The 25,359-nt window shown below is 68.2% G+C and carries 23 protein-coding genes and 1 pseudogene; 9 read left to right on the top strand and 15 right to left on the bottom strand.

Annotated features, from left to right (window positions below; all coding sequences use genetic code 11):
• The first annotated feature begins 17 nt into the window (after positions 1-17).
• Entirely contained in the window at positions 18-314 is a 297-nt protein-coding gene (locus tag ACX12F_RS09410; protein ID WP_459369316.1) for an FAD-dependent monooxygenase family protein, read from the top strand.
• Between the two features lie 16 nt (positions 315-330).
• Here the strand turns inward: ACX12F_RS09410 and ACX12F_RS09415 are convergent, their stop codons facing one another.
• Positions 331-1,626: an APC family permease gene (locus ACX12F_RS09415; RefSeq protein WP_459369317.1), complete on the bottom strand. Its 1,296-nt coding sequence runs from the start codon at positions 1,624-1,626 to the stop codon at positions 331-333.
• 213 nt (positions 1,627-1,839) lie between these two features.
• Between ACX12F_RS09415 and glnA (ACX12F_RS09420) the strand changes: the two genes are divergently transcribed.
• Genes glnA (ACX12F_RS09420) through ACX12F_RS09435 form a run of 4 tightly spaced genes read left to right on the top strand, consistent with a single transcriptional unit; the run spans position 1,840 to position 7,676 of the window.
• Complete coding sequence (gene glnA, locus ACX12F_RS09420; protein WP_459369318.1) at positions 1,840-3,183, top strand: type I glutamate--ammonia ligase; 1,344 nt, start codon at positions 1,840-1,842, stop codon at positions 3,181-3,183.
• Between the two features lie 28 nt (positions 3,184-3,211).
• Positions 3,212-6,169: a bifunctional [glutamine synthetase] adenylyltransferase/[glutamine synthetase]-adenylyl-L-tyrosine phosphorylase gene (locus ACX12F_RS09425; RefSeq protein ID WP_459369319.1), complete on the top strand. Its 2,958-nt coding sequence runs from the start codon at positions 3,212-3,214 to the stop codon at positions 6,167-6,169.
• A gap of 5 nt (positions 6,170-6,174) precedes the next feature.
• A complete protein-coding gene (locus ACX12F_RS09430; protein WP_459369320.1) occupies positions 6,175-6,819 on the top strand; it encodes a PaaI family thioesterase in 645 nt (214 codons plus the stop codon).
• The gene (locus tag ACX12F_RS09435) at positions 6,816-7,676 is read left to right on the top strand and encodes a TIGR03619 family F420-dependent LLM class oxidoreductase (RefSeq protein ID WP_459369321.1); all 861 of its coding nucleotides are present in this window, start codon (positions 6,816-6,818) and stop codon (positions 7,674-7,676) included. The genes ACX12F_RS09430 and ACX12F_RS09435 overlap by 4 nt, the downstream gene beginning before the upstream one ends.
• Here ACX12F_RS09435 and ACX12F_RS09440 read toward each other — a convergent pair.
• From ACX12F_RS09440 to glnA (ACX12F_RS09450), 3 genes and pseudogenes are all read right to left on the bottom strand, one after another.
• A complete protein-coding gene (locus ACX12F_RS09440) occupies positions 7,673-8,089 on the bottom strand; it encodes a DoxX family protein (RefSeq protein WP_459369322.1) in 417 nt (138 codons plus the stop codon). The genes ACX12F_RS09435 and ACX12F_RS09440 overlap by 4 nt on opposite strands.
• 42 nt (positions 8,090-8,131) lie before the next feature.
• Positions 8,132-8,562 (bottom strand): annotated as a pseudogene (locus tag ACX12F_RS09445) (DoxX family protein).
• A gap of 214 nt (positions 8,563-8,776) precedes the next feature.
• On the bottom strand, positions 8,777-10,213 hold the full coding sequence (gene glnA, locus ACX12F_RS09450) for a type I glutamate--ammonia ligase (protein ID WP_064859254.1): 1,437 nt from the start codon (positions 10,211-10,213) through the stop codon (positions 8,777-8,779).
• 168 nt (positions 10,214-10,381) lie between these two features.
• Here glnA (ACX12F_RS09450) and ACX12F_RS09455 point away from each other — a divergent pair, with 168 nt between their 5' ends.
• Positions 10,382-10,873 (top strand): RDD family protein, encoded by a 492-nt coding sequence (locus ACX12F_RS09455; protein WP_459369323.1) that lies wholly within the window; start codon positions 10,382-10,384, stop codon positions 10,871-10,873.
• A gap of 57 nt (positions 10,874-10,930) precedes the next feature.
• On the opposite strand, the gene ACX12F_RS09460 is transcribed toward ACX12F_RS09455, so the two are convergent.
• From ACX12F_RS09460 to sucB, 5 genes are read right to left on the bottom strand one after another with little or no spacing between them, the layout of a single operon-like run.
• Entirely contained in the window at positions 10,931-11,686 is a 756-nt protein-coding gene (locus ACX12F_RS09460; RefSeq protein ID WP_459369324.1) for a DUF4191 domain-containing protein, read from the bottom strand.
• Between the two features lie 15 nt (positions 11,687-11,701).
• Positions 11,702-12,634: a lipoyl synthase gene (gene lipA, locus ACX12F_RS09465; RefSeq protein WP_459369325.1), complete on the bottom strand. Its 933-nt coding sequence runs from the start codon at positions 12,632-12,634 to the stop codon at positions 11,702-11,704.
• On the bottom strand, positions 12,631-13,317 hold the full coding sequence (gene lipB, locus ACX12F_RS09470; protein WP_459369326.1) for a lipoyl(octanoyl) transferase LipB: 687 nt from the start codon (positions 13,315-13,317) through the stop codon (positions 12,631-12,633). The genes lipA and lipB overlap by 4 nt, the downstream gene beginning before the upstream one ends.
• Positions 13,318-13,342: 25 nt before the next feature.
• Positions 13,343-14,251: a TIGR01777 family oxidoreductase gene (locus ACX12F_RS09475; RefSeq protein WP_459369327.1), complete on the bottom strand. Its 909-nt coding sequence runs from the start codon at positions 14,249-14,251 to the stop codon at positions 13,343-13,345.
• Between the two features lie 15 nt (positions 14,252-14,266).
• Positions 14,267-16,048 (bottom strand): 2-oxoglutarate dehydrogenase, E2 component, dihydrolipoamide succinyltransferase, encoded by a 1,782-nt coding sequence (sucB, locus tag ACX12F_RS09480; protein ID WP_459369328.1) that lies wholly within the window; start codon positions 16,046-16,048, stop codon positions 14,267-14,269.
• 193 nt (positions 16,049-16,241) lie between these two features.
• On the opposite strand from sucB, the gene ACX12F_RS09485 reads away from it, so the two are divergent.
• Positions 16,242-17,177, top strand: a complete 936-nt coding sequence (locus tag ACX12F_RS09485; protein ID WP_459369329.1) for an alpha/beta fold hydrolase — start codon at positions 16,242-16,244, stop codon at positions 17,175-17,177.
• A gap of 78 nt (positions 17,178-17,255) precedes the next feature.
• On the opposite strand, the gene ACX12F_RS09490 is transcribed toward ACX12F_RS09485, so the two are convergent.
• Positions 17,256-18,770 carry a leucyl aminopeptidase gene (locus ACX12F_RS09490; protein WP_459369330.1) on the bottom strand — a complete coding sequence of 505 codons (1,515 nt, stop codon included), beginning with the start codon at positions 18,768-18,770 and terminating at the stop codon, positions 17,256-17,258.
• A 5-nt stretch (positions 18,771-18,775) separates the two neighbouring features.
• Positions 18,776-19,885 (bottom strand): adenylate/guanylate cyclase domain-containing protein, encoded by a 1,110-nt coding sequence (locus ACX12F_RS09495; protein ID WP_459369331.1) that lies wholly within the window; start codon positions 19,883-19,885, stop codon positions 18,776-18,778.
• A 54-nt stretch (positions 19,886-19,939) separates the two neighbouring features.
• Here ACX12F_RS09495 and gcvT point away from each other — a divergent pair, with 54 nt between their 5' ends.
• Together gcvT and ACX12F_RS09505 are read left to right on the top strand one after the other, a co-directional pair.
• Entirely contained in the window at positions 19,940-21,034 is a 1,095-nt protein-coding gene (gene gcvT, locus ACX12F_RS09500) for a glycine cleavage system aminomethyltransferase GcvT (RefSeq protein ID WP_459369332.1), read from the top strand.
• 85 nt (positions 21,035-21,119) lie between these two features.
• Complete coding sequence (locus tag ACX12F_RS09505) at positions 21,120-22,250, top strand: branched-chain amino acid aminotransferase (RefSeq protein WP_459369333.1); 1,131 nt, start codon at positions 21,120-21,122, stop codon at positions 22,248-22,250.
• 68 nt (positions 22,251-22,318) lie between these two features.
• Here the strand turns inward: ACX12F_RS09505 and ACX12F_RS09510 are convergent, their stop codons facing one another.
• The 4 genes from ACX12F_RS09510 to ACX12F_RS09525 are packed head-to-tail and all read right to left on the bottom strand — an operon-like array spanning position 22,319 to position 25,318.
• Positions 22,319-23,041: an adenosylcobinamide-GDP ribazoletransferase gene (locus ACX12F_RS09510; protein WP_459369334.1), complete on the bottom strand. Its 723-nt coding sequence runs from the start codon at positions 23,039-23,041 to the stop codon at positions 22,319-22,321.
• The gene (cobT, locus tag ACX12F_RS09515; protein ID WP_459369335.1) at positions 23,038-24,105 is read right to left on the bottom strand and encodes a nicotinate-nucleotide--dimethylbenzimidazole phosphoribosyltransferase; all 1,068 of its coding nucleotides are present in this window, start codon (positions 24,103-24,105) and stop codon (positions 23,038-23,040) included. Before cobT ends, ACX12F_RS09510 begins: the two co-directional genes overlap by 4 nt.
• A complete protein-coding gene (locus tag ACX12F_RS09520) occupies positions 24,102-24,629 on the bottom strand; it encodes a bifunctional adenosylcobinamide kinase/adenosylcobinamide-phosphate guanylyltransferase (RefSeq protein WP_459369336.1) in 528 nt (175 codons plus the stop codon). Before ACX12F_RS09520 ends, cobT begins: the two co-directional genes overlap by 4 nt.
• Positions 24,630-24,634: 5 nt before the next feature.
• Complete coding sequence (locus ACX12F_RS09525; protein WP_459369337.1) at positions 24,635-25,318, bottom strand: DUF3043 domain-containing protein; 684 nt, start codon at positions 25,316-25,318, stop codon at positions 24,635-24,637.
• Positions 25,319-25,359: the final 41 nt, after the last annotated feature.

The raw sequence follows: 25,359 nt of genomic DNA on the forward strand, positions 1-25,359 counted from the left end.
GCGGCGTCGGCGCAGCGATGGCCATGGAGTCCGCGGCGGTCTTGGGCCGCACGCTGGCCTCCGGTGACGCCGCTTCGGTATCGAGCGCGCTGCGCGCCTACGAGCACGTGCAGCGTCCCCGCGTGGAGACCGCCCAAAACAACTCGCGCCAACTTGCCCGGCTGATGTTCGGCCGCGGACGGTGGGCCGCCTGTGCTCGCGACGCGGGTACGCGGTTCGTCGGTGTGAATACCGCACTCGGGCCCATTCGCAAGCTGTTGGCGCAACGCCTCCCATCCCTGGCCGGGCCAGGCGGGGACACGGCCGGCCCATGACCGACGGTGGTAGGCCTCAGCGCCGCGCTTTTGGGTCATGCCGGGGCTGCAGGATTGCCTCTGCGATGACAGCCACGCCGAGCAGGACCGCCAGAGCGACCAATTGGCCAGGGATGTGGACGATTGCGTAGGCCAATAGCGCTACGACACAGCAGAGGCACGCGATGGCGCCGGCCAGGCCCGGTAGCCGTCGTCGCAGGCCGATACCGTTGAACCGGGCGGCGGCGAGGTTGACCGCGGCGAAAATGATGAGGAAACCCGATGAGCCCATCAGGCTGATTCCTTCGATATCGACCGTATTGACGATCAACACGGAGCCGACGGTGGTGGCGAGGAGACCACCGATCGGGCGATTCCAGATCGGGCGGCCCAGCTTGGCGGGTAGCTCGCCATCACGTGCCATCAGGAAGGTAAATTTGGCTGCGCCGTAGAGCGTGGCGTTGATTGCGCTGGCCGTGGACACCACGGCCGCCACCGCGATCAGAGTGAAACCCGCCGGACCCAGGAAAGGCTGAGCAGCGGCAGCGAGCGCGTAGTCGCGCTTGGCGATGATCGCATCGGGTGTCAGGTTGCCCACCGTCACGAACGCGACAAGCACGTAGAGACAGATCACCGTTCCGATCGACACCAGATACGCGCGCGGCAAGGACTTTTCGGGATCACGGGCGTCCTCGGCTGCGTTGGCGATCAGCTCAAACCCTTCGTAGCCCAGGAAGATCAGCGCTCCGCCGAACACGATCGCGTGAGCGGGCGGGAAGGTCGCCGGCGACACGCGTTCACCGTGCACAGATGCCAAGCCGACGACGCAGAACACCAGCAGCACCGTCAGTTTGAAATACACCAATGCCGATTCAGCCCTGCCGACCAACCGTGCTCCGCCCAAGTTCAGCCCGGCAAAGACGACGATCACTGCGGTGGCAAACGCCCGGCGCCACACTCCGCCCGGGTCAACTCCGATCAGCGTGGCGAAATACGAGCCGAACGCCACCGCATATAAGCCGAGCATCACGAAATAGCTCAGCCACAACAGCAAATTCAGTGGCCCGGCCAGGCGGACGCCGAACGCGCGATCCAAGAAGGTGGCCGTCCCGCCTCTGTCAGGAAACATCACGGACAACCGCGCGTAAGACCAGCCCGTCAGGGCCGCCACCACCCCACCGACAAGAAATGACACATAGGCGCCCGAGCCCGAAACCTGCACTGTCAAACCGAGCACCGAGAAGATGCCGCCGCCAACCATGCCGCCGATGCCGATCGACGCCAACGCCGCAACACCGATCTCGCGGCCACGATCGCCGGATGCCTTCGCCACCTCAGATTCCGTTCGCACTGGCCGTGGTCACCACAACGATGGTTCCCACCTCGCTGCCTCGCGGTCGAAGCTCGCCGTGCCCAATATTCTTGATGAAATTACCGCAGGCGATGAAACTGCTGAAGGATTCGCCAGCTCCGCTCACAATCGATCCATTCCGAACAGAGTCCGCTTGGTAACACAGATTTAACAGCTGCTGCTTACGCTGCGGACATGGATCGGCAGAAGGAATTCGTGCTGCGCACGCTGGAAGAACGCGACATTCGCTTTGTCCGGCTGTGGTTCACCGACGTGCTCGGATACCTCAAGTCCGTGGCGATCGCGCCGGCCGAGCTGGAAGGCGCCTTCGAAGAGGGCATCGGCTTCGACGGTTCGGCGATCGAGGGCTTCGCCCGCGTCTCGGAAGCCGACATGGTGGCCCGCCCCGATCCGTCCACGTTCCAGGTGCTGCCGTGGACCACCAAGAGCGCCGGCAAGCACTACTCGGCCCGCATGTTCTGCGACATCACCATGCCGGACGGTTCGCCGTCCTGGGCCGACTCACGGCACGTGCTGCGTCGCCAACTGGCCAAGGCCAGCGATCTGGGCTTCTCCTGCTACGTGCACCCGGAGATCGAGTTCTTCCTGCTCGAACCCGGCCCGAACGACGGCTCGGTGCCGGTACCGGCCGACAACAGCGGCTACTTCGACCAGGCTGTGCACGATTCGGCGCCGAACTTCCGCCGGCACGCCATCGAGGCGCTCGAGTCGATGGGCATCTCGGTGGAGTTCAGCCACCATGAGGGCGCACCCGGCCAGCAAGAGATCGACCTGCGCTACGCCGACGCCCTGTCGATGGCCGACAACGTCATGACCTTCCGCTACCTGGTCAAGGAAGTGGCGATCAACGAAGGCGTGCGGGCCACCTTCATGCCCAAGCCGTTCAGCCAGTACCCCGGCTCGGCAATGCACACCCACATGAGCCTGTTCGAAGGCGACACCAACGCCTTCCACAGTGCCGACGACCCGCTGCAGCTCTCGGACGTCGCCAAGTCGTTCATCGCCGGCATCCTGACGCACGCCAGCGAGATCAGCGCCGTCACCAACCAGTGGGTGAACTCCTACAAGCGGCTGGTGCACGGCGGTGAGGCGCCGACCGCCGCCTCGTGGGGGGCGGCCAACCGCTCCGCTCTGGTCCGGGTCCCGATGTACACGCCGCGCAAGGCGTCGTCGCGCCGCATCGAGGTCCGCAGCCCCGACTCGGCGTGCAATCCGTACCTGGCCTTCGCGGTGCTGCTCGCCGCCGGCCTGCGCGGCATCGAGAAGGGCTACGAACTCGGGCCGCAGGCCGAGGACAACGTCTGGAACCTGACGCCCGAGGAACGCATCGCGATGGGCTACAAGGAGCTGCCGTCGAGCCTGGGTGTGGCGCTCGGAGAGATGGAGAAGTCGGAACTCGTGGCCGAGGCCTTGGGAGAGCACGTGTTCGACTACTTCCTGCGCAACAAGCGCACCGAGTGGGAGACCTACCGCAGCCACGTGACACCGTTCGAGCTCAAGGAATACCTCTCGCTGTAACGGTGTGGTGGTGCGCTAACGTCGGGTGATGCCCAACCCCGCGACGCAGCGCCCCACGCAGCCCAGCGTCGGCCGGCTCGGGTTGGTGGCCCCGACGGCCCGGGCGGATCTGGACCGGCTCGGCTGGAACACCGACGCGCACGTCCCGTTGCTGTGGTCGTTGTCGCGCGCTCCTGACGCCGACAGCGCGCTGCGCGCCATGGTGCGGATCGCCGATGCCCTGGAAGGCGACTGGGCGGAGCTCAGTGACCTGCTGGTAACCGATACCTCGTTGCGTGGCCGGCTCTTCGCCGTGCTGGGGTCGTCGCTGGCCCTGGGCGATCACCTGGTGGCACACCCGGTCTCGTGGCGTCTGCTGAAGGGCGACGTCACGTTGCCGTCGCGGGCCGAGCTGCTCGACGACTTCGACCGGCTGGCGGCGGAAGTGGCCGGCATCGCAGGGGCTTCGCACGCGCTGCAGACCTACTACCGCGACCGAATCCTGGTGCTGGCGGCACTGGATGTGGCGCCGACGGTCGAAAACGAACCGGTGCTGCCGTTCGTCGCCGTGGGGGAGCACCTGTCCGATCTGGCCGACGCCGCACTCGGAGCTGCGCTCGTGGTCGCGACCCGGACGGTGTGCGGCGACGATCCCGGACCGCGACTCGCGGTCATCGCGATGGGTAAATGCGGTGCGCGCGAACTGAATTACGTCAGTGACGTCGACATCATCTTCGTTGCCGAGGCGGCTGATTCCGGCTCTACCCGGGTCGCCGGCGAGATGATGCGGTTCGCGGGCGAAACGTTCTTCGAGGTGGACGCGGCACTGCGGCCCGAAGGCAAGGCCGGTCAGCTGGTCCGCACCCTGGAGTCGCACGTCGCCTACTACCAGCGCTGGGCCAAAACCTGGGAGTTCCAGGCACTGTTGAAGGCTCGTGCCGCGGTGGGCGACCCCGGGCTGGGCGAGCAGTACATCGCCGCGCTGATGCCGATGGTCTGGACCGCTTGTGACCGTGAGGATTTCGTGCCCGACGTGCAGGCCATGCGGCGCCGCGTGGAGGAGCTGGTGCCTGCCGGGGTGAAGTCCCGGGAATTGAAGCTCGGCAAGGGCGGACTGCGGGACGTCGAGTTCGCCGTGCAGTTGCTGCAGCTGGTCCACGGCCGCAACGACGACTCGCTGCACGTGGCCTCGACGATCGACGCGTTGGCGGCACTCGGATTCCACGGCTACATCGGCCGCGACGACGCGGCGAATCTCACTGCGTCCTACGAGTTTCTGCGGCTGCTGGAGCACCGGCTGCAGCTGCAGCGGCTCAAACGCACGCACTTGCTGCCCGAGGACGGCGACGACGAAACGTGGCGCTGGCTCGCCCGCGCGGCGCATATCAGGCCAGACGGTCAGCATGACGCGCTCGGGGTACTCCGCGAGGACCTGAAACGGCAGAACATGCGGGTGTCTCGTTTGCACGCCAAGCTCTTCTACCAGCCGTTGCTGGAAGCGGGGTCCCATTTCGGCCCGAGGCTGACCGCCGCCGCGGCCGAAAGGCAGTTGGCCGCATTGGGTTACGAAGGCCCGCAAAGTGCGCTGACCCACCTGGCGGCCCTGACCAGTGCCAGCGGCCGCCGCGGCACCGTACAGCAGGTGCTGTTGCCGACGCTGCTGGACTGGCTGTCGGACACCCCCGACCCGGATGCCGGTCTGCTGGCATACCGGCGGATCAGTGAGGAACTGACCGACCAGCGCTGGTTCCTGTCCACACTGCGGGACGAGAGCGCCGTCGCCAAGCGATTGATGCGGGTGCTCGGGACCTCGGCCTACGTGCCGGATCTGCTGATGCGCGCGCCGGAAGTCATCCAGCAGTACGCCGATGGTCCGCAAGGGCCGAAACTGCTTGAGGTGGAACCGGATGCGGTGTTCCGCGCGCTGGTCGCCTCGGCCGGCCGGCAAGCCGACCCGGCCCGGGCCATCGCCGCGGCGCGGACCCTGCGGCGGCGGGAACTGGCGCGGGTCGCCTCGGCCGACCTGCTGGGCCTGCTGCCTGTGGTCGACGTCTGCAAGGCCCTGACCTCGGTGTGGGTTGCGGTGCTGCAGGCCGCGCTGGAAGTGGTGATCCGGGCCAACTCGCAGACCAATGGTCCGTTGGCGCGCATCGCCGTCATCGGGATGGGCCGGCTCGGCGGCGGGGAGCTGGGCTACGGGTCGGACGCGGACGTGATGTTCGTATGCGAACCCGTCGAGGGCGCCGCAGTGGACGAGTCGGCAGCCGTGCGCTGGGCAATCGGGGTGGCCGAGCAGGTACGGACGTTGTTGGGCCAGCCCAGTAGCGATCCACCGCTCGAGGTCGACGCCGGGCTGCGTCCCGAAGGCCGAAATGGCTCGCTGGTAAGGACTTTGGCGTCGTACGAGCAGTACTACGCCCAGTGGGCGCAGCCGTGGGAGATTCAGGCTCTGCTGAGAGCCCATCGCGTGGCCGGGGATCTGGAACTCGGTGAGCGTTTCCTGTTGATGATCGACCGCACCCGGTACCCGGCCGATGGCGTGTCGGCGGACACGGTGCGCGAAATCCGGCGGATCAAGGCCCGTGTCGATGCCGAACGGTTGCCCCGCGGCGCCGACCCGAACACCCACACCAAGCTGGGCCGCGGTGGCCTGGCCGATGTCGAGTGGACCGTGCAGCTGCTCCAATTGCGTTATGCGCACCAGGTTCCCACGCTGCACAACACCTCGACTCTGGAGGCACTGGATGCCGTCGAAGCGGCTCAGCTGATCGAGGGCGACGAAGCGGACATCCTGCGACAGGCCTGGCTGACGGCCACGAGGGCGCGCAACGCGCTGGTGCTGGTGCGCGGCAAACCCACCGATCAGCTGCCTGGGCCGGGCCGGCAGCTCAATGCCGTGGCCTCGGCCGCGGGCTGGCCGGACGGCGACGGCGGCGCCTTCCTGGACAACTATCTGCGCGTGACCCGTCGCGCCAAAACCGTGGTGCGCAAGGTGTTTGGGGAGTAGGCGACATGACAGAGGCAATTGGTAACTCCTCCTTCGACATGATCACCGACGAGGAGTACCAGCGCCAGTGCGCCATGTACGAACCGTTCACCGATGCGGTCCGCCGGCTGATCGAGGCCGGAATCCGGACCGGCGTCGACGCGACGGCCCTCGCCGATGCCCAGGCCGAGATCGAAGCGATCGCCGACAAACTTCTCGCGGTGGAAAAGCAGGTGCCCTCGATAGTGCGGCTCGCCGACACCGGTCGTCCGCTGTCGTATGCGAATCCCACTGTGGGGCTGCGCAACGCCATCGCCCCTCCTATGGGGGTCACCCACCACGACGGCCCGGACGGCCGCTGCTGGGCGGAGTTCGACCTGGGGCTGCCCTATGAAGGCCCGCCCGGCCTCGTGCACGGCGGAATCTGTGCCCTGGTACTGGACCAGCTGCTCGGCGAGATCGCGAGCGCCCGACTGACCAAGCCGCATTTCACCGGCATCATCACCGTGCGTTATCTGCGCGGCACCCCGCTGGGGCGGGTTCGGGCCGAGGCCTGGGTGGACCGGACGGACGGCGTCAAGACCTTTGCGCGCGGGACGCTTTCCGATGCCGAGGGCGTCACCGTCGAAGCCGACGGCATCTTCATCCGGCCGTCCTGGGCGCGCGAGTGAAGTTCTACGTCAGCCTGGCCTTTCTGGAGGTCGGCGAGCTGACCGAGATCGCGCGGGCCGCAGACGAACTCGGCTACGACGGCATCGCGATCCCGGACCACGTGGTGAACCTGGAGACGCTGAGCACGCCGTACCCCTACACGTCCGACGGACAGCGCCGCTGGCAGCCATTCACCCATTGGCCCGACCCGTGGGTGCTGGTGGGCGCGCTGGCGCAGGTGACCAGCCGGGTGAAATTCGTGACCACGGTGTACATCCCGGGCATGCGCGACCCGTTCTCGGTGGCGAAATCGGTCGGGACGGCGGCCTGCCTGTCCGGTGGCCGGGTGGAGTTCGGCGTCGGCGTGGGGTGGTGCGCCGACGAATTCGCTTTGATGGGGCAGGCTTTCGAGCGCCGCGGCAAGCGCACCGACGAGATGCTGGAGTTGATCCGGCAGCTGTGGCAGCCGGGGTGGACGTCGTTCGACGGTGAGTTCTACCAGGTGCCGCGGCTCGAGATGGAGCCAACGCCGCCACCGGTGCCCGTCTACGTCGGCGGTCTCAGCGAGGTCGCCCTGCGCCGGGCCGCGCGCAACGACGGCTGGATCGGCGACCTGATCACCACCGACCAGGCCATCGCCGCCGCGACGCGGGTGCGCGAGCTGCGCGTCGAAAACGGTTTACCGCTGGAGGGTTTCGAGATCCTGACGCCGCTGGCGGACGCCTATCTGCCGGCGCATTTCGAGCGCGCCGCACAGGCCGGCATCACCGGCAACATCACGATGCCGTGGCTGTTCTACAGCGGTCCGCAAGCCACGCTGGCCGAGAAGATCAACGGCCTCAAGCGCTTTCGCATGGACCTGGGACTCGACCGCTAGCGTTTTCGCAGCGCATCGAGCGAGAGCGCCCCACCGCCGGTGAACACCAGCAGGAACAGCGCAAAGCAGTAGAGGACCGCGGGCTCGCCGCCGTTGACGATGGGCAACAGGCCATGCGGCTGATGCTCCATGAAGTACGCGAATGCCATTTCGCCGGAACCGATGAAGGCGGCGATGCGGGTGGCCAGGCCGGTGAAGATCAGGATGCCGACGATCAGTTCGATGGCACCGGCGTACCACCCCGGGAAACTGCCGAAGGCCGGCGACGCCATACCGGGCGCGGTGTCGACGGGCCACTTGAACAGCGTGGTGACGCCATGCAGCGCGAACAGGAAGCCGAGCACTATCCGGAAAATGGACAGGACGAGGGGGGCGACAGTGTCGAGTCGGGATTCGATGTCCAGCTGAGCCATGGCTCGATCCTAGGGGGCGTCGAGCCATGGCACCGATGTGCGTCAGGCGTTTCGGCGCATCGAATCCAGTGCGTACGCGCCTCCGCCGATGAACACCAGCAGGAAGAAGCCGAAGCAGTACAGCACCGTGAGTTCACCACCGTTCTCGATGGGCAGCAGGCTGTTCGGTTGGTGCTGGGTGAAATACGCGAACGCCATCTCGCCAGAGGCGATGAACGCGGCGATCCGGGTGAACAGACCGGTGAGGATCAGCAGACCGAAGACGAACTCGATGAGACCGCCGTACCAGAACGGCCCGGTGCCCACCGGGACCGCGGCGCCGACGAGCTCGCCGGCCTTGTTCGGCATACCGATGGGCCAGGCGAACAGTTTCTGAGCGCCGTGGATCGTCAGCAGGAACCCATGACGACGCGGTACAAGCTGATGACGGTGGGGGACTGGACGGAGAGCCGAGCGTCGAGTTGAGTCGTCATGGGCTGACGGTACGACCGGCATGCGGCCGCGGCGGCCGGTTGTTGCCGCGGTTATCGGACCGACATCAGGTTGGTGCTGGCGCGAATCCAGGGGGCCGTCTCGATGCGGGAGTGGCTCGCAAGTGGGCGGCACCCCCCCACGCGAAAACCCCCTAACCGTGACGGTTAGGGGGTTCTCGTGTCGGCTCGCGTTAGAACCTGCTCGTGCTAGGACTCAGCAGTCGTAATAGAGCGAGAACTCGTACGGGTGAGGACGGATCTGGACCGGCAAGATCTCGTTCTCCCGCTTGTACGAGATCCAGGTCTCGATCAGGTCCTCGGTGAACACGCCGCCCTCGGTGAGGTAGTCGTGATCCTGCTCGAGACGGTCGATGACGGCAGCCAGCGAGGTCGGGGCCTGCGGGATGTTGGCGGCCTCGTCCGGCGGCAGCTCGTAGAGGTCCTTGTCGACCGGGGCCAGCGGCTCGATCTTCTTCTTGATGCCGTCGATACCGGCCATGAGCATCGCCGAGAAGGCCAGGTACGGGTTACCCGAGCTGTCCGGGCAACGGAACTCGAGGCGCTTGGCCTTCGGGTTGTTGCCGGTGATCGGGATACGCACACACGCCGAGCGGTTGCGCTGGCTGTACACCAGGTTGATCGGGGCCTCGTAGCCCGGCACCAGACGCTTGTAGGAGTTCACCGTCGGGTTGGTGAAGGCCAGCAGCGACGGGGCGTGGTGCAGGATGCCGCCGATGTAGTGGCGCGCCATGTCGGACAGGCCCGCGTAGCCGGACTCGTCGTGGAACAGCGGCTTGCCGTCCTTCCACAGCGACTGGTGGGCGTGCATGCCCGAGCCGTTGTCGCCGAACAGCGGCTTCGGCATGAAGGTGACGGTCTTGCCGTTCGCCCACGCGGTGTTCTTGATGATGTACTTGAACAGCAGCACATCGTCGGCCGCGGCCAGCAGCGTGTCGAACTTGTAGTTGATCTCGGCCTGGCCGGCGGTGCCGACCTCGTGGTGGCCGCGCTCCAGCGTGAAGCCGGAGTTGATCAGGTTGGTCGACATCTCGTCGCGCAGGTCGACGTAGTGGTCGTACGGCGCGACGGGGAAGTAGCCACCCTTGGGGCGGACCTTGTAGCCGCGGTTGGGGGAGCCGTCGGCCTCGAAGGGCTCGCCGCTGTTCCACCAGCCCGACTCGGAGTCGACCTCGTAGAAGGTGCCGTTCATCTTGGAGTCGAACGCCACCGAGTCGAAGATGTAGAACTCGGCCTCGGCACCGAAGTAGCAGGTGTCGGCGATGCCGGTGCTGGCCAGGTAGTTCTCGGCCTTGCGTGCGACGTTACGCGGGTCGCGGGAGTAGGCCTCACGCGTGAACGGGTCGTGCACGAAGAAGTTCATGTTCAGCGTCTTGGCGGCGCGGAACGGGTCGATGCGCGCGGTGTTGGCATCCGGCAGCAGCATCATGTCGGACTCGTGAATCGACTGGAAGCCGCGCACCGACGAACCGTCGAACGCCAGGCCGTCTTCGAAAACGCTCTCGTCGAAAGCCGAAGCCGGGATCGAGAAGTGCTGGACAACACCAGGCAGATCGCAGAAACGAATGTCGACATACTCGACGTTCTCGTCCTTGATCAGCTTGAAGATGTCGTCAGACGTCTTTTCTGCCACGTAAGTGATCTCCTTTACTGGTGTTACCCGCGGTCGAACCTAGGGACACGATGTTGCACGCCAATCAACCGTATGTTTCGCGGACGTTACGCGATCGGCGGTTTGTGAACCGCAGACCCACCCACCGCGCCGTTCGGTTGCACGAGCGCGCACGCCTATCCTGACACTATGTCCGGCGCCGATGGATTTCGGCTCGGTTCGTGGCTTTCCGGGCCCGGATCCGAGCGCCCCGTTGATGACTCCACATACCCCGGTAAGGCCCTGGGCCTGCCGGAAACAGGGCCGGGTTCGCTCGCGCGATTCGGCCGCCGGTTCGCCGCGCTGTTGGTGGATTGGCTGATCTGCTACGGCCTCGGCACCCTGAGTGTGGTGTTCGGCGGGGTCAGCGAATACGAGTATCAATACGTCTGGCACGGCACGCCCGCGGTGATCGCCTGGGTCGTCGTCGGCACGGTGTCGGTGCGGCTCTTCGGCTTTACGCCCGGCCAGTACGCCCTTGGGCTGCGCGTCGTATCGGTGGGGCGGAGCCCATACGTCGGACTCGGGCGCGCCTTCGTTCGCATGCTGCTGGTGCTGCTGGCAGTACCCGCGCTCCTGACCGACGCCGACGGCCGCGGCCTGCAGGACCGGCTGACCAACACCGCCGTCCTGCGCCGCTGATCTGAGCGATTTGTGCGCGAAAAGGTGCGCTGGCCGAACCTTTTCGCGCACGAATCACTACTTGCGGCGAGCGGTGCGCTGCATGCCCTTCATCTTGGCGCCGGCAGGCAACGGGCCCTTGGGTAGGCCGCCCGGTCCCAGCTTGGATCCGAGCGCCGCGAGGCGGGACTCCAGCGCGTCCATCTGCTTGGCGGTGATGTTGGCGGGCAGCTTGGCCAGGTGGCGCTCCAGCTTGGCCAGCGGCACCTGGTCTTCTTCGTTGCCGACCACGATGGTGTAGATCGGCACTTCACCGACCAGTCGCGCGGTGCGCTTCTTCTCCTGCGCCAGAAGCGGTTTCAGGCGCTGCGGCGAACCCTCGCCGACGAAGATCACACCCGGCCGGCCGATCACGCGGTGCACGGCATCGAAGCTGCCGGTGGCGGCGACGCCCTGCGTGACGCGCCACTGGCCGCGCATGTTGTCCAGCGCCCAGGCCGCGGCGCCGGTCTGGCCGTCAGCCTTGCTGTAGACCGACTTCTGCGCCCGCCGGCCGAAGATGATGAAGGCGACCAGTGCACCGAGCACGACACCCAGGATGGGCAGCGTCACCCACGTGAAGATGCTGTCCGAGTACACCGCCATGCCGACGGCCAGCGCCAGAATCAGCACGAATGCGCCGATCATGTACGGCAGCAGCCGCTTGTCCTCTTTGCGCTGAATCTGGAACGCCTGCCAGAGCTGGGCGCGGCGCTGCTTCGAGGCAGCCTTGCGGGCAGCCTTCGCCTCGGCCTTCGCAGCCTTCAGAGCGGCAGGATTGGTGGTCTTCGCCATGCCACCAGGATAGATTCAGGAAACCGGTGGCCGTAACCGGGCAGCTTGGGCGTACAGCTTTCCGGCCCGGTAGGACGAGCGGACCAGCGGTCCGGCCAGCACACCGGCGAAGCCGAGGCCCTCTGCGAACTGCTGATGCTCGACGAATTCCTCGGGCCGCACCCAGCGCTCCACCGGGTGGTGCCGCGGCGACGGGCGCAGGTACTGGGTGATGGTGACGATGTCGCAGCCGGCGTCGTACAGGTCCTGCAGGGCAATGCGGATTTCCTCGGGCGTCTCGCCCATGCCGAGGATCAGGTTGCTCTTGGTGACCAGGCCGTAGTCGCGGGCGGCGGTGATGACGCTGAGGCTGCGCTCATAGCGGAACGCCGGGCGGATCCGCTTGAAGATGCGCGGCACGGTTTCGACGTTGTGCGCGAACACTTCTGGACGCGAGTCGAAGACCTCTTCGAGCAGTGCGGGCACGCCGTTGAAGTCGGGGGCCAGTAGCTCGACGCCGGTGTTCGGGTTGAGCGCGTGGATCTGGCGGACGGTCTCGGCGTAGAGCCAGGCGCCGCCGTCGGGCAGGTCGTCGCGGGCCACCCCGGTGATCGTGGAGTACCGCAGCCCCATGGTCTGCACGCTCTCGGCGACCCGGCGGGGTTCGTCACGGTCCAGGTCTGCGGGCTTACCGGTGTCGATCTGGCAGAAGTCGCAGCGGCGGGTGCACTGCTCGCCACCGATCAGGAAGGTGGCCTCGCGGTCCTCCCAGCATTCGTAGATGTTGGGGCAGCCGGCCTCTTCACAGACGGTGTGCAGGCCCTCGCGCTTGACCAGGCTCTTGAGGTCCTTGTACTCGGGGCCCATCTTGAGCTTGGTCTTGATCCACGGTGGCTTGCGCTCGATCGGTGTCTCCGCGTTACGGACCTCCAGGCGGAGCAGCTTGCGGTTACCGGGATCGACACTCATGGTGTCGATGTTAGTGCCGTGGAGGGCGCGCCGACGGCCGCCCCGAGTGCCGAGCACACCGCCGCGGCCACCCGGTCGATGACGTCCTCGGGCGTGATCTCGCGGCCCAGTTCCTTCGTCAGCGACGTCACACCCGCGTCGGCGATGCCGCACGGGACGATGCCGCCGAACGCGCCCAGGTCGCAGTTGCAGTTCAGGGAGAAGCCGTGCAGCGTCGTGCCGCGCGCGACGCGGATGCCGATGGCGGCGATCTTGCGCTCGGGCCGCAGGCCGTCGGCGGCCAGCCACACGCCGGAGCGGCCATCCACGCGGATGGTCTCCAGGCCGAGTTCGGAGCACACCGACATCAGCGCATCCTCAAGCAGCCGAACGAATTTCACCACGTCGAGCGGCTGCGCCAGGCCGATGATCGGGTAGCCGACCAGCTGCCCCGGGCCGTGCCAGGTGATCTTGCCGCCGCGGTCGGTGTCGATGACGGGGGTGCCGTCGGTCGGGCGCTCGTGCGGTTCGGTGCGGCGGCCGGCGGTGTAGACGGGCAGGTGCTCGAGCAGCAGCAGGGTGTCGTTGCCGCGCTCGTCGGCGCGGGCGGTGGCGAGATCACGCTGGAGCTGCCAGGCATCGTTGTATTCGACGATGCCCAGGCGTCGTACCTCGATCGGGCCGCCGGCAGATCGGATGGTCACCGAACTGACGCTACCCCTGCCGAGCTCAGGCCGCGTTGGGGGCGGTGACGTAGGACAGAGCCTCGCCGATGGTCCGCTGGTGGAACTCGAAGCCGGCGTCCTCCAGCGCGGCGGGGATCGCGCGCTGGCCGCCCAGCAGCCCCTCCTCGGCGAACTCGCCGAGTGCCGCCTTCAGTGCGAAGCCCGGCATCAGCAGCGGCGTGGGACGGTGTAGTGCCCGTCCCAGGGCTTCGGTGAACTCACCATTGGTGACGGGCGCCGGACCGGTCAGGTTCAGGGGCCCGGACAGGTTGTCGTGGTTCAGCGCGAACAGCAGGGCCCGCACCTCGTCCTCCAGCGTGATCCACGGCATGTACTGCCGGCCGCTGCCCAGCCGGGCACCGAGGCCGAGCCCGAAGACCGGCCGGAGCCGGGCCAGCATGCCGCCCGCCGGGGCCAGCACCAGGCCGGTGCGCGCGAGCACGACACGGACACCGGCGTCGGCGGCGGGCCGGGTGGCGGCTTCCCAGTCCACGCAGAGCCGGGCGAGGAAGCCGGTGCCCGCAGGGGTCTGCTCGTCGGCGATCCGGTCGCGGGTATCGCCGTAGAAGCCGACGGCGCTGGCGTTGATGAGCACGGGGACGCCGGCGTCGACGACCGCATCGGTCAGCACCTCGGTCGGGCCGATACGGCTGTCCCGCAGGCTCTGTTTGAACGCCCCCGACCAGCGGCGGGCTCCGACGCTCACCCCGCACAGGTTGACCACGGCATCGACGTCGAGCAGTGCGCGCCAGTCGAAGTCGCCGGTGTCGGGGTTCCAGTAGACCTCGTCGGCGTTGGCCGGTTGACGGCGCACGATGCGCACCACGCGATGGTCGGTGGCACGGAGCGCCGACACCAGCGCGGAACCGATCAGCCCCGACGAGCCCGCGATGGCTATGACCGCGTGCGCCATGGGATTACAGACCGCCTAGAGACCGAGGTCGGCCTCGAACGCACCCTCTTCGAGACGACGTTTGATGGTGGTCACGAACCGTCCGGCGTCGGCGCCGTCGATCAGGCGGTGGTCGTAGGTCAGCGGCAGGTAGCAGACCGACCGGACGCCGATGGACTCGTTGCCGCCCTCGTCCACGACGACCCGCGGCCGCTTGACGATGGCACCGGTGCCGAGCATGGCAGCCTGCGGCGGAACCAGGATCGGGGTGTCGAACAGGGCGCCCTGGCTGCCGATGTTGGTGATGGTGAAGGTGCCGCCGGCCAGCTCGTCGGGCCGCAGGTTGCCCGAGCGGGCGCGGTCGGCGATGTCGACGATGGCGCGTGCCAGACCACCGAGGGACAGGTCGCCGGCGTTGTGCACGACGGGCGACAGCAGGCCCTGCTCGGTGTCCACCGCGAAGCCGAGGTGCTCGGCGTCGTAGTAGGTGATCTCCTTGGTGTCCTCGTTGTAGCTGGCGTTGACGTTCGGATGGATCTTCAACGCGTCGATCACCGCGCGGGCGATGAACGGCAGGTAGGTCAGGTTGACGCCTTCGCGCTCGGCGAACGAGTTCTTGGCGCGGGCCCGCAGCGAGACGATGCGGGTCATGTCGACCTCGTGGGTCTGGGTCAGCTGCGCCGTGGTCTGCAGTGACTCGCGCGTCTTCTTGGCGGTGATCTGGCGGATCCGGGTGGCTTTCTGCGTGGTGCCACGCAGGTGAGCCAGCGCTGGGGCAGGCGCCGCGGCCGGGGCCTTGGCAGCCGGAGCAGCGGGGGCCTTGGCAGCTGGTGCGGCGGGGGCGGATGCGGCCTTGGCGGCTTCTGCGGCAGCGAGCACGTCCTGCTTGCGAATGCGACCGCCGACACCGGTGCCCTGCACCGAGGCGAGGTCAACATTGTTTTCGGCGGCCAACTTTCGCACCAGCGGGGTGACGTAGGGGCTCGCGTCGTCGGACGCCGCGGACGCCGCCGCGACGGGTGCCGGGGCAGCGGGAGCCGGAGTGGGCGCGGGGGCCGGCGGCGGGGTGGGCGCGGCCGGAGCCGGGGGAGGCGTCGGTGCGGCAACGGGCGCGGGGGCCGGAGCGGGCGCGGGAGCTGCGGGGGCCGGAGCCGGGGCGGCGGCCGGCGCGGCACCGGCGGCACCGATCTTGGCGAGCTCGCCGCCGATGGACACCACGTCGTCCTCGTCGGCGGTGATGGACAGCAGCACACCGGCGACCGGCGACGGGATTTCGGTGTCGACCTTGTCGGTGGACACCTCGACCAGGGGTTCGTCGACCGCGACGGAGTCGCCGACCTTCTTGAGCCAGCGGGTGACAGTGCCTTCGGTGACCGACTCGCCGAGGGTCGGCATCACGATCGAAGTGGCATCGGCCGCATCGGAGGACGCCGGGGCGGGGGCCGAAGCAGGCGCCGGTGCGGGCGCCTCGGGGGCCGGGGCCGGGGCAGCGGCGGCGGGCTCGGGCGCCGGGGCCGCAGGGGCTTCCGGTGCCGCCGCGGGCGCGGGGGTTGAAGCGGGGGCTGTGGCCGGCTCCGAGCCGGCGTCACCGATGACGGCGAGCTCGCCGCCGATCTCGACGACGTCGTCTTCGCGCGCGACGATCTTCGTCAGGACACCCGCTGCCGGCGATGGGATTTCGGTGTCGACCTTGTCGGTGGACACCTCGAGCAGGGGTTCGTCGACCGCGACGGTGTCGCCCTCCTGCTTGAGCCATCGAGTGACGGTCCCCTCGGTAACGCTCTCACCGAGTGCGGGCATCTGGACGGAGATGGCCATTACGTTGACTCCTCGAAAAGGTCGCTCGTCACTTCGAATGTCTCAGGCCCCATCCTGTCATGCTCACGCAGTCGAGGAGTGGCGGGCCGGGGACTTTGTCCGGGTGTCTTGACACCACCACTGAGCAGGCTACTGTCGCATCGAAACTGGTACCGGCGGTACTGGATATTTCGAGGTCAGGCAGGGTCTGAAGATGCAGTTTGTGAACAGTGCGGACGGGACGCGGATCGCGACCTACGAAGAGGGAAACCCGGACGGCCCGGTGGTGGTGCTGGTGCACGGCTGGCCCGACTCGCACGACATGTGGGACGCCACGGTGCCCTACCTGGCCGACACCTACCGGGTGATCCGCTACGACAACCGCGGCTCGCGCAATTCTGCTGTGCCCAAGAAGGTTTCGTCGTACACCATGGCGCGTTACGCCGACGACTTCGCGGCCGTGATCGAGGCCTTGGCGCCCGGCCGGAAGGTCCACGTGCTGGCCCATGACTGGGGATCGGTCGGCATGTGGGAGTACCTGTCGCGGCCGGAGTCGGTGGACCGCATCGCGTCGTTCACCTCGACGTCAGGGCCGAGCGCCGACCACACGCGTCGCTACATCATGGAGGGTCTCAAGCGCCCCCACCGGCCGGTGCGCTTCCTGCACTCGGTGTCGCAGTTCCTGCGGCTGACCTATCAGGGGTTCTTCTCGATCCCGCTGGTGGCACGAGTGTTCGTCCGGGCCGCCGTGCCGACCATCATCCCGCAGCTGCTGAAGCGGCTGGATGGTATGTCCGACAACCAGATTCGGCATTCGGACACCTTTGCGACCGATGCCGCGAACAGCCTCAAGGTGTACCCCGCCAACTACTGGCGGACGATCTTCACGGGCCGACGCGACCACTACGTCAACGTGCCGGTTCAGGTGATCGTCAACCGTGGCGACCAGTTCGTCCGCCCGCACCTGTACGACGAGACGCCGCAATGGGTTCCGCAGCTGTGGCGGCGGGACATCAAGTCGGGGCACTGGTCGCCGATGTCACACCCGGAGCTGCTCGCCACCGCGGTCCGCGAGCTGGCCGACCACGTGGCCGGCGCCGAGCCCGCGCGGGATCTGGAACGGGCTCAGGTCGCCGGCAAGGCAAGCTAGGGCAGGCTAGGACAGGCCAGAACCGGCCACCCGAATCGGCCGCTCTCGCGCTCCGGGTGGCCCCCTCGCTGAGGGCGGCTAACCGTTGGCTGCGATGTCCTCCAGCACCGCGAACATGGTTCGCGTCGGCACACCCGTGCCGCCCTTGCCGGTGTAACCCCACGGACCGCCGGTGTTGTACGCCGGGCCGGCGACGTCGAGGTGCGCCCACTGCACACCGTCGGCGACGAACTCGCGCAGGTACACCCCGGCCACCAGCATGCCGGCGTTGCGCGCACCGCTCACGTTCGCGAGGTCGGCGACCGTCGATTTCAGGTCATCCTTCAATTCCTCGGGCAGCGGCATGGCCCAGGCGTTCTCGCCGACGTCCTGCGAGAGCTTGGCGACCCGGTCGCGGAACTCGTCACTGCCCATGACGCCGGGGGTACGCGCGCCGAGCGCCACGAGCTGCGCGCCCGTCAGCGTCGACGTCTCGATCAGGTAGTCGGGGTTGTCCTCGCACGCGCGGACGATGGCGTCGGCCAGGATCAGCCGACCTTCGGCATCGGTGTTGAGCACCTCGATGGTGGTGCCGCCGTACTGCGTCAGCACGTCACCCGGCCGCTGCGCCGTCGACGACGGCATGTTCTCGGCCATGGGGACGGTTGCGACGACGTCGACCGCCAGCTTCTGGCGCGCGGCGAGCACGACGGTGGCGATGACCGCTGCGGCACCGCCCATGTCGGAGGTCATCTGATGCATGTTGGCGGCCGGCTTGATCGAGATGCCGCCGGTGTCGAAGGTGATGCCCTTGCCCACCAGCGCCACCTTCTTGGCGTTCTTCTTGCCGGAGCGGTAGGTCAGCCGCACCAGGCGCGGCCCGCGAGACGAGCCCTTGCCGACGCCCACGATGCCGCCGAAGCCGGCGTCCTCGAGCTCCTTCTTGCCGAGCACCTCGACCTCGAGGCCCGCCGACTTGCCCAGAGCCTTTGCGCGCTTGGCGAATTCGCCCGGAAACAGGTGGCTCGGCGGGGTGTTGACCAGGTCGCGCGCAGTCGCCACGGCGGTGGCCACATCGATGCCACGCGCCGCTGCGGTCTCGGCGTCGTCCGCGGTGGAAAGGGCAATGAGCGACGTCAGGCCCGCTTCCTTCGGCGCGGTCTTCGCGCTGCGGAACTCGCTGAAGCGGTAGGCGCCCAGGATCAGGCCCTCGACGGCGGCCGCCATGTCCAGCTCCGACAGTGTGGTCACCACAGTCTCGGTGCCGTTCAGCGAGCGGGCCGCCACACCGGCGGCGCGGCGGACGACGTCGGCCGGCCACTCGTCGCGATCGTTGCCCAGGCCGACGGCCAGCACACTGGCCACCGGCAGCGACGGCACCAGCACGCGGGTCAGCTGCTCATTGGAGCCTTTCGCACCCAGGGTCTTGAGCGACACCTCGATCTCGCCGGTGGCTTCGGCGTCCAGGAACGGGTTGGCCAGGATCTTGGCCTCGTCGTTCTCGCCCGCGATGACGGGCACGATCAGTACCGCGGAGTCCAAGCCGGACGGCAGCTCGGAGGCGACGATGACGGTGGGGGGCTGGTAACCGGGTGCGCTGCTCACCGGACCCACCCTAGTCACCGTGTCTGCCGGGCCGCCCGCTCAGCCTCCGCGCATACCTCGAACGCGGTGACAGGGTCGTTGAAACCTTTGAGCACCAACGGCTCCCGGGGAGCGACCGGCCATTTGCCGGGCATGTCGTACCACGGCGCGGCCACCAGAATCTGCCCGGGTTCGGCCGCCGCGACCAGCCGGGCCGCCAGATTCACCGGATTACCGAAGTAATCGCCACCGGTGGCCACCACCGAGCCGAAGCTCAGACCGGCCCGCACGCTGATGTGGGCCATCTTCGGCCGTGGATGGTGCACCAGGTCGATCGCGACCCGCGCGAGCGATTCGGGTGTGGCGCTGACCCACATCACCGCATCCCCGATGAACTTGATCACCCGGCCACCGTCGGCGCGCACCACGTCGTTGGTGATGGCGTTGAACTCGCTCAGCAAGCTGGTCAGATCGTCCGGCGTGAGCCGCTGCGTGAGCTGCGTGAAATTGGACAGGTCGGCAAACCCGATGCCGCACACCACGGTCGACGAGTCCCGATGGACGATGCCATCGAAATACGTTCTGGCGGAGGCGACATGGTGGCGGTGGACGGCGTCGATCATGGCGCCGATGCGCGGGATGAACTGGGCTGCCGCCCGATAGGCGCGCGCGGTGACCAGCTCGTCGTGGCTGCGGGCCAGATCGAGGTCGGGCAGGCCCGCGCGGCTCATCGACGCCAGGGCCTCGGCCACCCGTGCCACGTTGACGCCGATGACCCGCAGGAATCCTCGTGCGGCATCGTCGCCGATCGCGGCCCGCAGATCCGCCCAGGTGCGCAACGCTTCGAGGTCGGCATCGCTCAGCGTCGGCGCGGTCGGGTCGGCGACCGTCAGGCCCAGTGCCGCCCAGGTCTGTTCGACATCGGCCAGCGGCAGCCCGAGCGCACGGGCGGCGGACGCCACGCTGTGGCTGGGCTGCCCGGACCATTGCACGACGTCGCCGGCCAGCCCGAACAACCGGCCGCGTGCTTCGGCCTGGACCATCTGCTCGGTGGTGAAGCCGAGGCCGTCGAGGTATTCGATCAGGGGTGCGCGGAGCCGCGCATCGGCGATGCCGGCGGCTTCCAGTGCGTCGAAATCGACCACAATGTGAGTCTGCCAGCTACAACGCGGCCGCGGGGCCGACTACGCTTGCCTGCCGTGAGCGAACTGTTGCAGGGCCCGCTGGAAGACCGTCACCGCGAACTCGGGGCGAGTTTCGCCGAATTCGGGGGCTGGCTGATGCCGGTGTCCTACGCCGGCACCGTGGCCGAGCACAACGCCACCCGCGAGACCGTCGGTCTGTTCGACGTCAGCCACCTCGGCAAGGCCTTGGTCCGTGGCCCCGGCGCGGCCGACTTCGTCAACTCCGCCTTCACCAACGACCTGCGCCGCATCGGGCCGGGCAAGGCGCAATACACGTTGTGCTGCAACGAGTCCGGCGGCGTGATTGATGACCTCATCGCCTACTACGTCTCCGACGACGAGATCTTCCTGGTACCCAACGCCGCCAACACCGCCGCCGTGGTCGCCGAATTGCAGCGGGTGGCACCGCCCGAACTGACCATCACCGACGAGCACCGGTCCTACGCCGTGCTGGCGGTCCAGGGGCCGAAGTCCACCGAGGTGCTCACCGCGCTCGGTCTGCCGACCGACATGGATTACATGGGGTACGCCGACGCCGAGTACGACGGCGTCCCGGTCCGGGTGTGCCGCACCGGCTACACCGGCGAGCACGGCTACGAACTGCTGCCCGAGTGGGACCGCGCCGGCGTGGTGTTCGACGCGCTGGTCGCCGCGGTGAAGGCCGCCGGCGGCGAACTCGCCGGGCTGGGCTCGCGCGACACGCTGCGCACCGAGATGGGTTACCCGCTGCACGGACACGAACTGTCGCTGGACATTTCGCCGCTGCAGGCCCGCTGCGGCTGGGCCATCGGCTGGAAGAAAGACGCCTTCTGGGGGCGCGACGCCCTGCTCGCGGAGAAGGCGGCAGGCCCCAAGCGGACGCTGCGGGGTCTCAAGGCCGTCGGCCGCGGCGTGCTGCGCGCCGGCCTGACAGTGCTCGACGGCGATACGCCGGTGGGCATCACCACGTCGGGCACCTTCTCGCCGAGCCTCAAGGTCGGCATCGCGCTGGCGCTGCTGGACACCGCGGCAGATATCGCCGACGGGGCGCGCGTGACCGTCGACGTCCGGGGCCGGGCGCTGGAATGCGAGGTCGTCGCACCGCCGTTCGTGGCAGCGAAAACCCGGTAGGGGCGAGCGGAGCGACGGGAAAACTTGGTCGGGGGCGAGCGGAGCGACGGGAAAACTTGTTAGCCACGGGCGATACAATCGGCATATGACCGACGGCCCCCTCGAATTCACCGTTTCGCGCGCGAGCAACCCAGTGAGCGATGAGGTAAGGGCTCAGGTTCTGGCCGACCCCGGATTCGGGCGGTTCCACACCGACCACATGGTGTCGATCGACTACACCGCCGACCGCGGCTGGCATGACGCCCGGGTCACCGAGTACGGGCCCATCGAACTGGACCCGTCGGCGATCGTCCTGCACTACGCGCAGGAGGTCTTCGAGGGTCTGAAGGCATACCGCTGGAACGATGGCTCGATCGTCTCGTTCCGCCCGGAGGCCAACGCCGCCCGGCTGCAGATGTCGTGCCGGCGTCTGGCCATTCCGGAACTGCCCGAGGACGTCTTCGTCGACTCGCTGCGTCAGCTGATCGCCGTCGACAACGAGTGGGTCCCGGCAGCCGGTGGTGAGGCGTCGCTGTACCTGCGGCCGTTCATCATCGCCACCGAGCCGGGCCTGGGCGTGCGGCCCGCCACCGAGTACCGCTACCTGGTGATCGGCTCGCCGGCCGGCGCGTACTTCAAGGGCGGCATCAAGCCGGTGTCGGTCTACCTGTCCACCGAGTACGTGCGAGCGAGCCCGGGCGGTACCGGTGCGGCCAAGTTCGGTGGCAACTACGCCGCCTCGCTGCTGGCCCAGGCGCAGGCTGCCGAGATGGGCTGCGACCAGGTGGTCTGGCTGGATGCCATCGAACGTCGATACGTCGAAGAAATGGGTGGCATGAACCTGTTCTTCGTCTTCGGCAGCGGTGGCTCGGCCCGGCTGGTCACCCCGGAGCTGTCCGGTTCGCTCCTGCCCGGCATCACGCGGGATTCGTTGCTGCAGTTGGCGGTTGACGCCGGCTTCGCGGTCGAAGAGCGCAAGATCGACATCGACGAGTGGCAGAAGAAGGCCGCCGCGGGGGAGATCACCGAGGTGTTCGCCTGCGGCACCGCGGCCGTCATCACACCGGTGGCGCACGTGAAGTACGGCAAGGGTGAATTGGCTGGTGAGTCGGCGGGTGAGTTCACCATCGGTGACGGCCAGCCCGGCGAGGTCACCATGGCGCTGCGCGACACCCTGACGGGCATTCAGCGCGGCACCTTCGCCGACACCCACAACTGGATGACCCGGCTCGGTTAGCCCGCTCCAACGTGAGGACGATCGCGAGGATTTCCACGAAATCTCGCGATCGTCGTGACCCTCTGCGACTAGTGGGCGGCGAGCCCCAGCGCGGTCAGCGTGGTCGTGACCTCGACGGCCGCGCCCAGCGCATCGCCGGTGATCCCGCCGAACCGGCGAACGCAGTGCGCCACCAGTAGGGCAGTGATGCCCAGTGCGACGAGCACGACGACCGGCCCCTGCCACAGCCGCGGGGTCGCCCAGGCTGATGCGCCGGCGACGGCCACTGTCCACGCCGCGACCACCCACGCCGGCTGACTACCGGCGACCATCGCGCCCAACGTGCTGCCGGGCGCGGCTGGAACCGACGTGCGGCAGGCGGCCAGTGCGGCGACCCGGCCTGCGGCCACCGCGACGACCACGGCGACGGGACTGATCGCGGTGAACGTCATGCTCTGCGCCCCGATCGCCACCACGATCGCCGCCACGCCGAAGGGGCCCGCGGTACCGCCGCGCATGACGGTCAGCGCCCGCTCGGGCGGTCCGTAACAGCCGAGGCCGTCGACGGTGTCGGACAGCCCGTCGATGTGCAGACCGCGGGTCAGCAGGAGCAGTACCGCCACGGCGATCAAACCCGCCAGCGGCCCGGTCCCGAACACGTGCCCGGCGCCCCAGACGACTGCTGCTGCGATGCCGCCGAGGACGATGCCCACCGCTGGGAGCGCGGTCAGGGTGCCCCGCCCGAACGGCCGGTTGCTGCGCACCGGGAGGACGGTGCTGAACGCGAAAGCCGAAGCGAGGGAACCGATCACGGGGCTTGGTCAGCTCTTCCTGCGACGTTCGCCTCACCGAAGGTGGCCATGGCCGCCAGGGTCGCGACCGCGGCCCGCAGGACCGGCAGGGCCACTGCCGCGCCGCTGCCTTCGCCCAGGCGCATGCTCAGATCCAGGATCGGCGTCAGCTGCAGACGTTGCAGTGCCACCGCGTGAGCGGGTTCGGTCGACAGGTGGCCGGCCTGCCACCAGGCCTTCGCGCCGGGGGCCAACCGGTCGGCGACCAGCGCCGCGGCCGTCACCACCACGCCGTCGAGTAGGACGGGGGTCCGGCGCACCGCGGCCTGGGCCAGGAAGCCGGCCATGGCAGCCAGGTCCGCGCCACCGCAAACGGCAAGCAGCGCAACCGGATCGGCCTTGACGTGTCGTGCGCGGAACAGCGCGTCACGGATGGCCGCGGTCTTGCGGGCCCAGCCTTCGTCGTCGACGCCGGTGCCGCGGCCCACCACGGCGACGGGCTCGGAAGCGGTCAGGGCGGCGACCAGAGTCGTTGCGGGGGTGGTGTTCCCGATGCCCATATCGCCGGCGATGAGCAGGTCGGCGCCGGCATCGACCTCCTGATCGGCAATGGTGCGGCCGGCCGCGATCGCCGCCACGGCCTCCGCCGTCGACAAGGCGTCCTCGACGGCGATGTTGCCGCTGCTGCGTCGCACCTTGTGGGCGCCGATCGCGGGGGAGTGCGCCTCACCGTCGACCGCGATGTCAGCGACGCGGACGGTGGCACCGGCCACCTCGGCCAGCACGTTGATGGCGGCGCCGCCGGAGTCGAAGTTCGCCACCATCTGCGCGGTGACTTCCGAGGGGAAGGCGGACACCCCCGATGCCGTCACGCCGTGGTCGCCGGCGAACACAACGACCCGGGGCCGCTCGAATTGCTTTGGCGGACAGACGCCTTGGCATGCCGACACCCAGACCGCCAGCTCTTCCAGCCGGCCGAGGGAGCCCGGCGGCTTGGTCAGGGTGTCCTGCCGCGCGAGGGCGGCCACCCGGACATCGGCGTCCGGTTTGGTGAGGTCGGGAAACTGGGCGCGGGGATCGCTCATCGAGGCTCCTTGACGGTGAGAGGCTGGCCGGCCACCACCAGCACCACGCGGTCGCAGACCGCGGCCAGGCGCTGGTTGAGCGAGCCCAATTGATCGGCGAACCGGCGGCCCGATTCGGTGGCCGGGACGACGGCCAGGCCAACCTCCGGGCTGACCAGGGCCAGCGGTGCGGTGAATTCGCTGACTGCCGAGGTCAATTCGTCGACCTCGGACTGAATCGATCCGCCGGTCCAAGCGTCGCGGCGGTCCATCGCGGCGACCAGCCAACCGCCGATGTCATCGACCATCGTGGCGGCCGCGGACATGTGCAAAGTGCTTGCCACATCGGCGGATTCGACGGTCGACCAGTGTGCCGGCCGGCGGTGCTGATGAGCCGAAACCCGGGCCGCGAAGTCGGCGTCGCCGCCCACGGAGCCGGTCGCGACGTAATGCACCGGTTCACCAGGGCCGGCCGCGCGACCGATCCAGTCCTCGGCCCACTGCGACTTTCCCGACCGGATGCCGCCGAGCACCAGGGTGCGCACCGGGCTCAGTCGACCTTGTCCCCGCGGTTGACCTGCGGCTTCGGCACCCGCATGCGGCGCAGCTGCGAGGCCCGGCTGGACGCGTAAAAGCCCAGCTTCCAACCACTTTCGGTGTTGTCCGGGAACTTCGCGTCGACCCGCTTGTTGATGCGTCGGCTCAGCAGGACACCGTCGATCGCCATGATCACCATCAAGGCCAGCATCGCAATCGACAGCAGGCCCTGGGTCTGCACCGGCGGCAGCGCCATCATGAAGAACACCAGTACCAGCGCCGACGGCATGAACAGCCCCAGCACGTTGCGCCGGGAGTCGACGAGATCGCGAACGTACCGCTTGACCGGGCCCTTGTCGCGGGGCAGTAGGTAGGCCTCGTCGCCGGCCATCATCTTGGCGCGTCGCGAATCCATATCCGCCCGGCGGGCCACCCGCTCGGCTTTGCGCTCTTCCTTGGACTGGGAGTTGCGAAGTTCCTTGCGCCGCTTGCGTGCCTCGGCCGTCGTCATCGGCGCTGGAGCGACCGGGCCGCGCTTGCGCGCCGCGGCGCTCCGCTTGGGCGTCGGGCGGCCCTTGGGCGCAGTGGTGCCCCCGGCGACGTCGACGCCCGCGTCGGTGGCCCCGGCGGAGTCAACGCCCTCGTCGCGTCCACCCTCAGAGTCGGGATTGTCCTTCTTGCGGCCCAGCAGATTCACGGTGTCAGGTTACTTCGGTGGCCGCGGTCGGCCGTCATGCA

The organism is Mycolicibacterium sp. HS_4_1, from assembly GCF_054515875.1.

Coding starts and splice junctions, on each gene's coding strand:
- lipA (WP_459369325.1), bottom strand. CDS start 12,634: ATGAGTGTCGATCCCGGTAACCGCAAGCTGCTCCGCCTGGAGGTCCGT.
- glnA (WP_459369318.1), top strand. CDS start 1,840: ATGGATCGGCAGAAGGAATTCGTGCTGCGCACGCTGGAAGAACGCGAC.
- ACX12F_RS09460 (WP_459369324.1), bottom strand. CDS start 11,686: ATGGCGAAGACCACCAATCCTGCCGCTCTGAAGGCTGCGAAGGCCGAG.
- sucB (WP_459369328.1), bottom strand. CDS start 16,048: ATGGCCATCTCCGTCCAGATGCCCGCACTCGGTGAGAGCGTTACCGAG.
- ACX12F_RS09455 (WP_459369323.1), top strand. CDS start 10,382: ATGTCCGGCGCCGATGGATTTCGGCTCGGTTCGTGGCTTTCCGGGCCC.
- ACX12F_RS09475 (WP_459369327.1), bottom strand. CDS start 14,251: ATGGCGCACGCGGTCATAGCCATCGCGGGCTCGTCGGGGCTGATCGGT.
- ACX12F_RS09430 (WP_459369320.1), top strand. CDS start 6,175: ATGACAGAGGCAATTGGTAACTCCTCCTTCGACATGATCACCGACGAG.
- ACX12F_RS09440 (WP_459369322.1), bottom strand. CDS start 8,089: ATGGCTCAGCTGGACATCGAATCCCGACTCGACACTGTCGCCCCCCTC.
- ACX12F_RS09485 (WP_459369329.1), top strand. CDS start 16,242: ATGCAGTTTGTGAACAGTGCGGACGGGACGCGGATCGCGACCTACGAA.
- ACX12F_RS09410 (WP_459369316.1), top strand. CDS start 18: ATGGCCATGGAGTCCGCGGCGGTCTTGGGCCGCACGCTGGCCTCCGGT.
- ACX12F_RS09425 (WP_459369319.1), top strand. CDS start 3,212: ATGCCCAACCCCGCGACGCAGCGCCCCACGCAGCCCAGCGTCGGCCGG.
- ACX12F_RS09505 (WP_459369333.1), top strand. CDS start 21,120: ATGACCGACGGCCCCCTCGAATTCACCGTTTCGCGCGCGAGCAACCCA.
- cobT (WP_459369335.1), bottom strand. CDS start 24,105: ATGAGCGATCCCCGCGCCCAGTTTCCCGACCTCACCAAACCGGACGCC.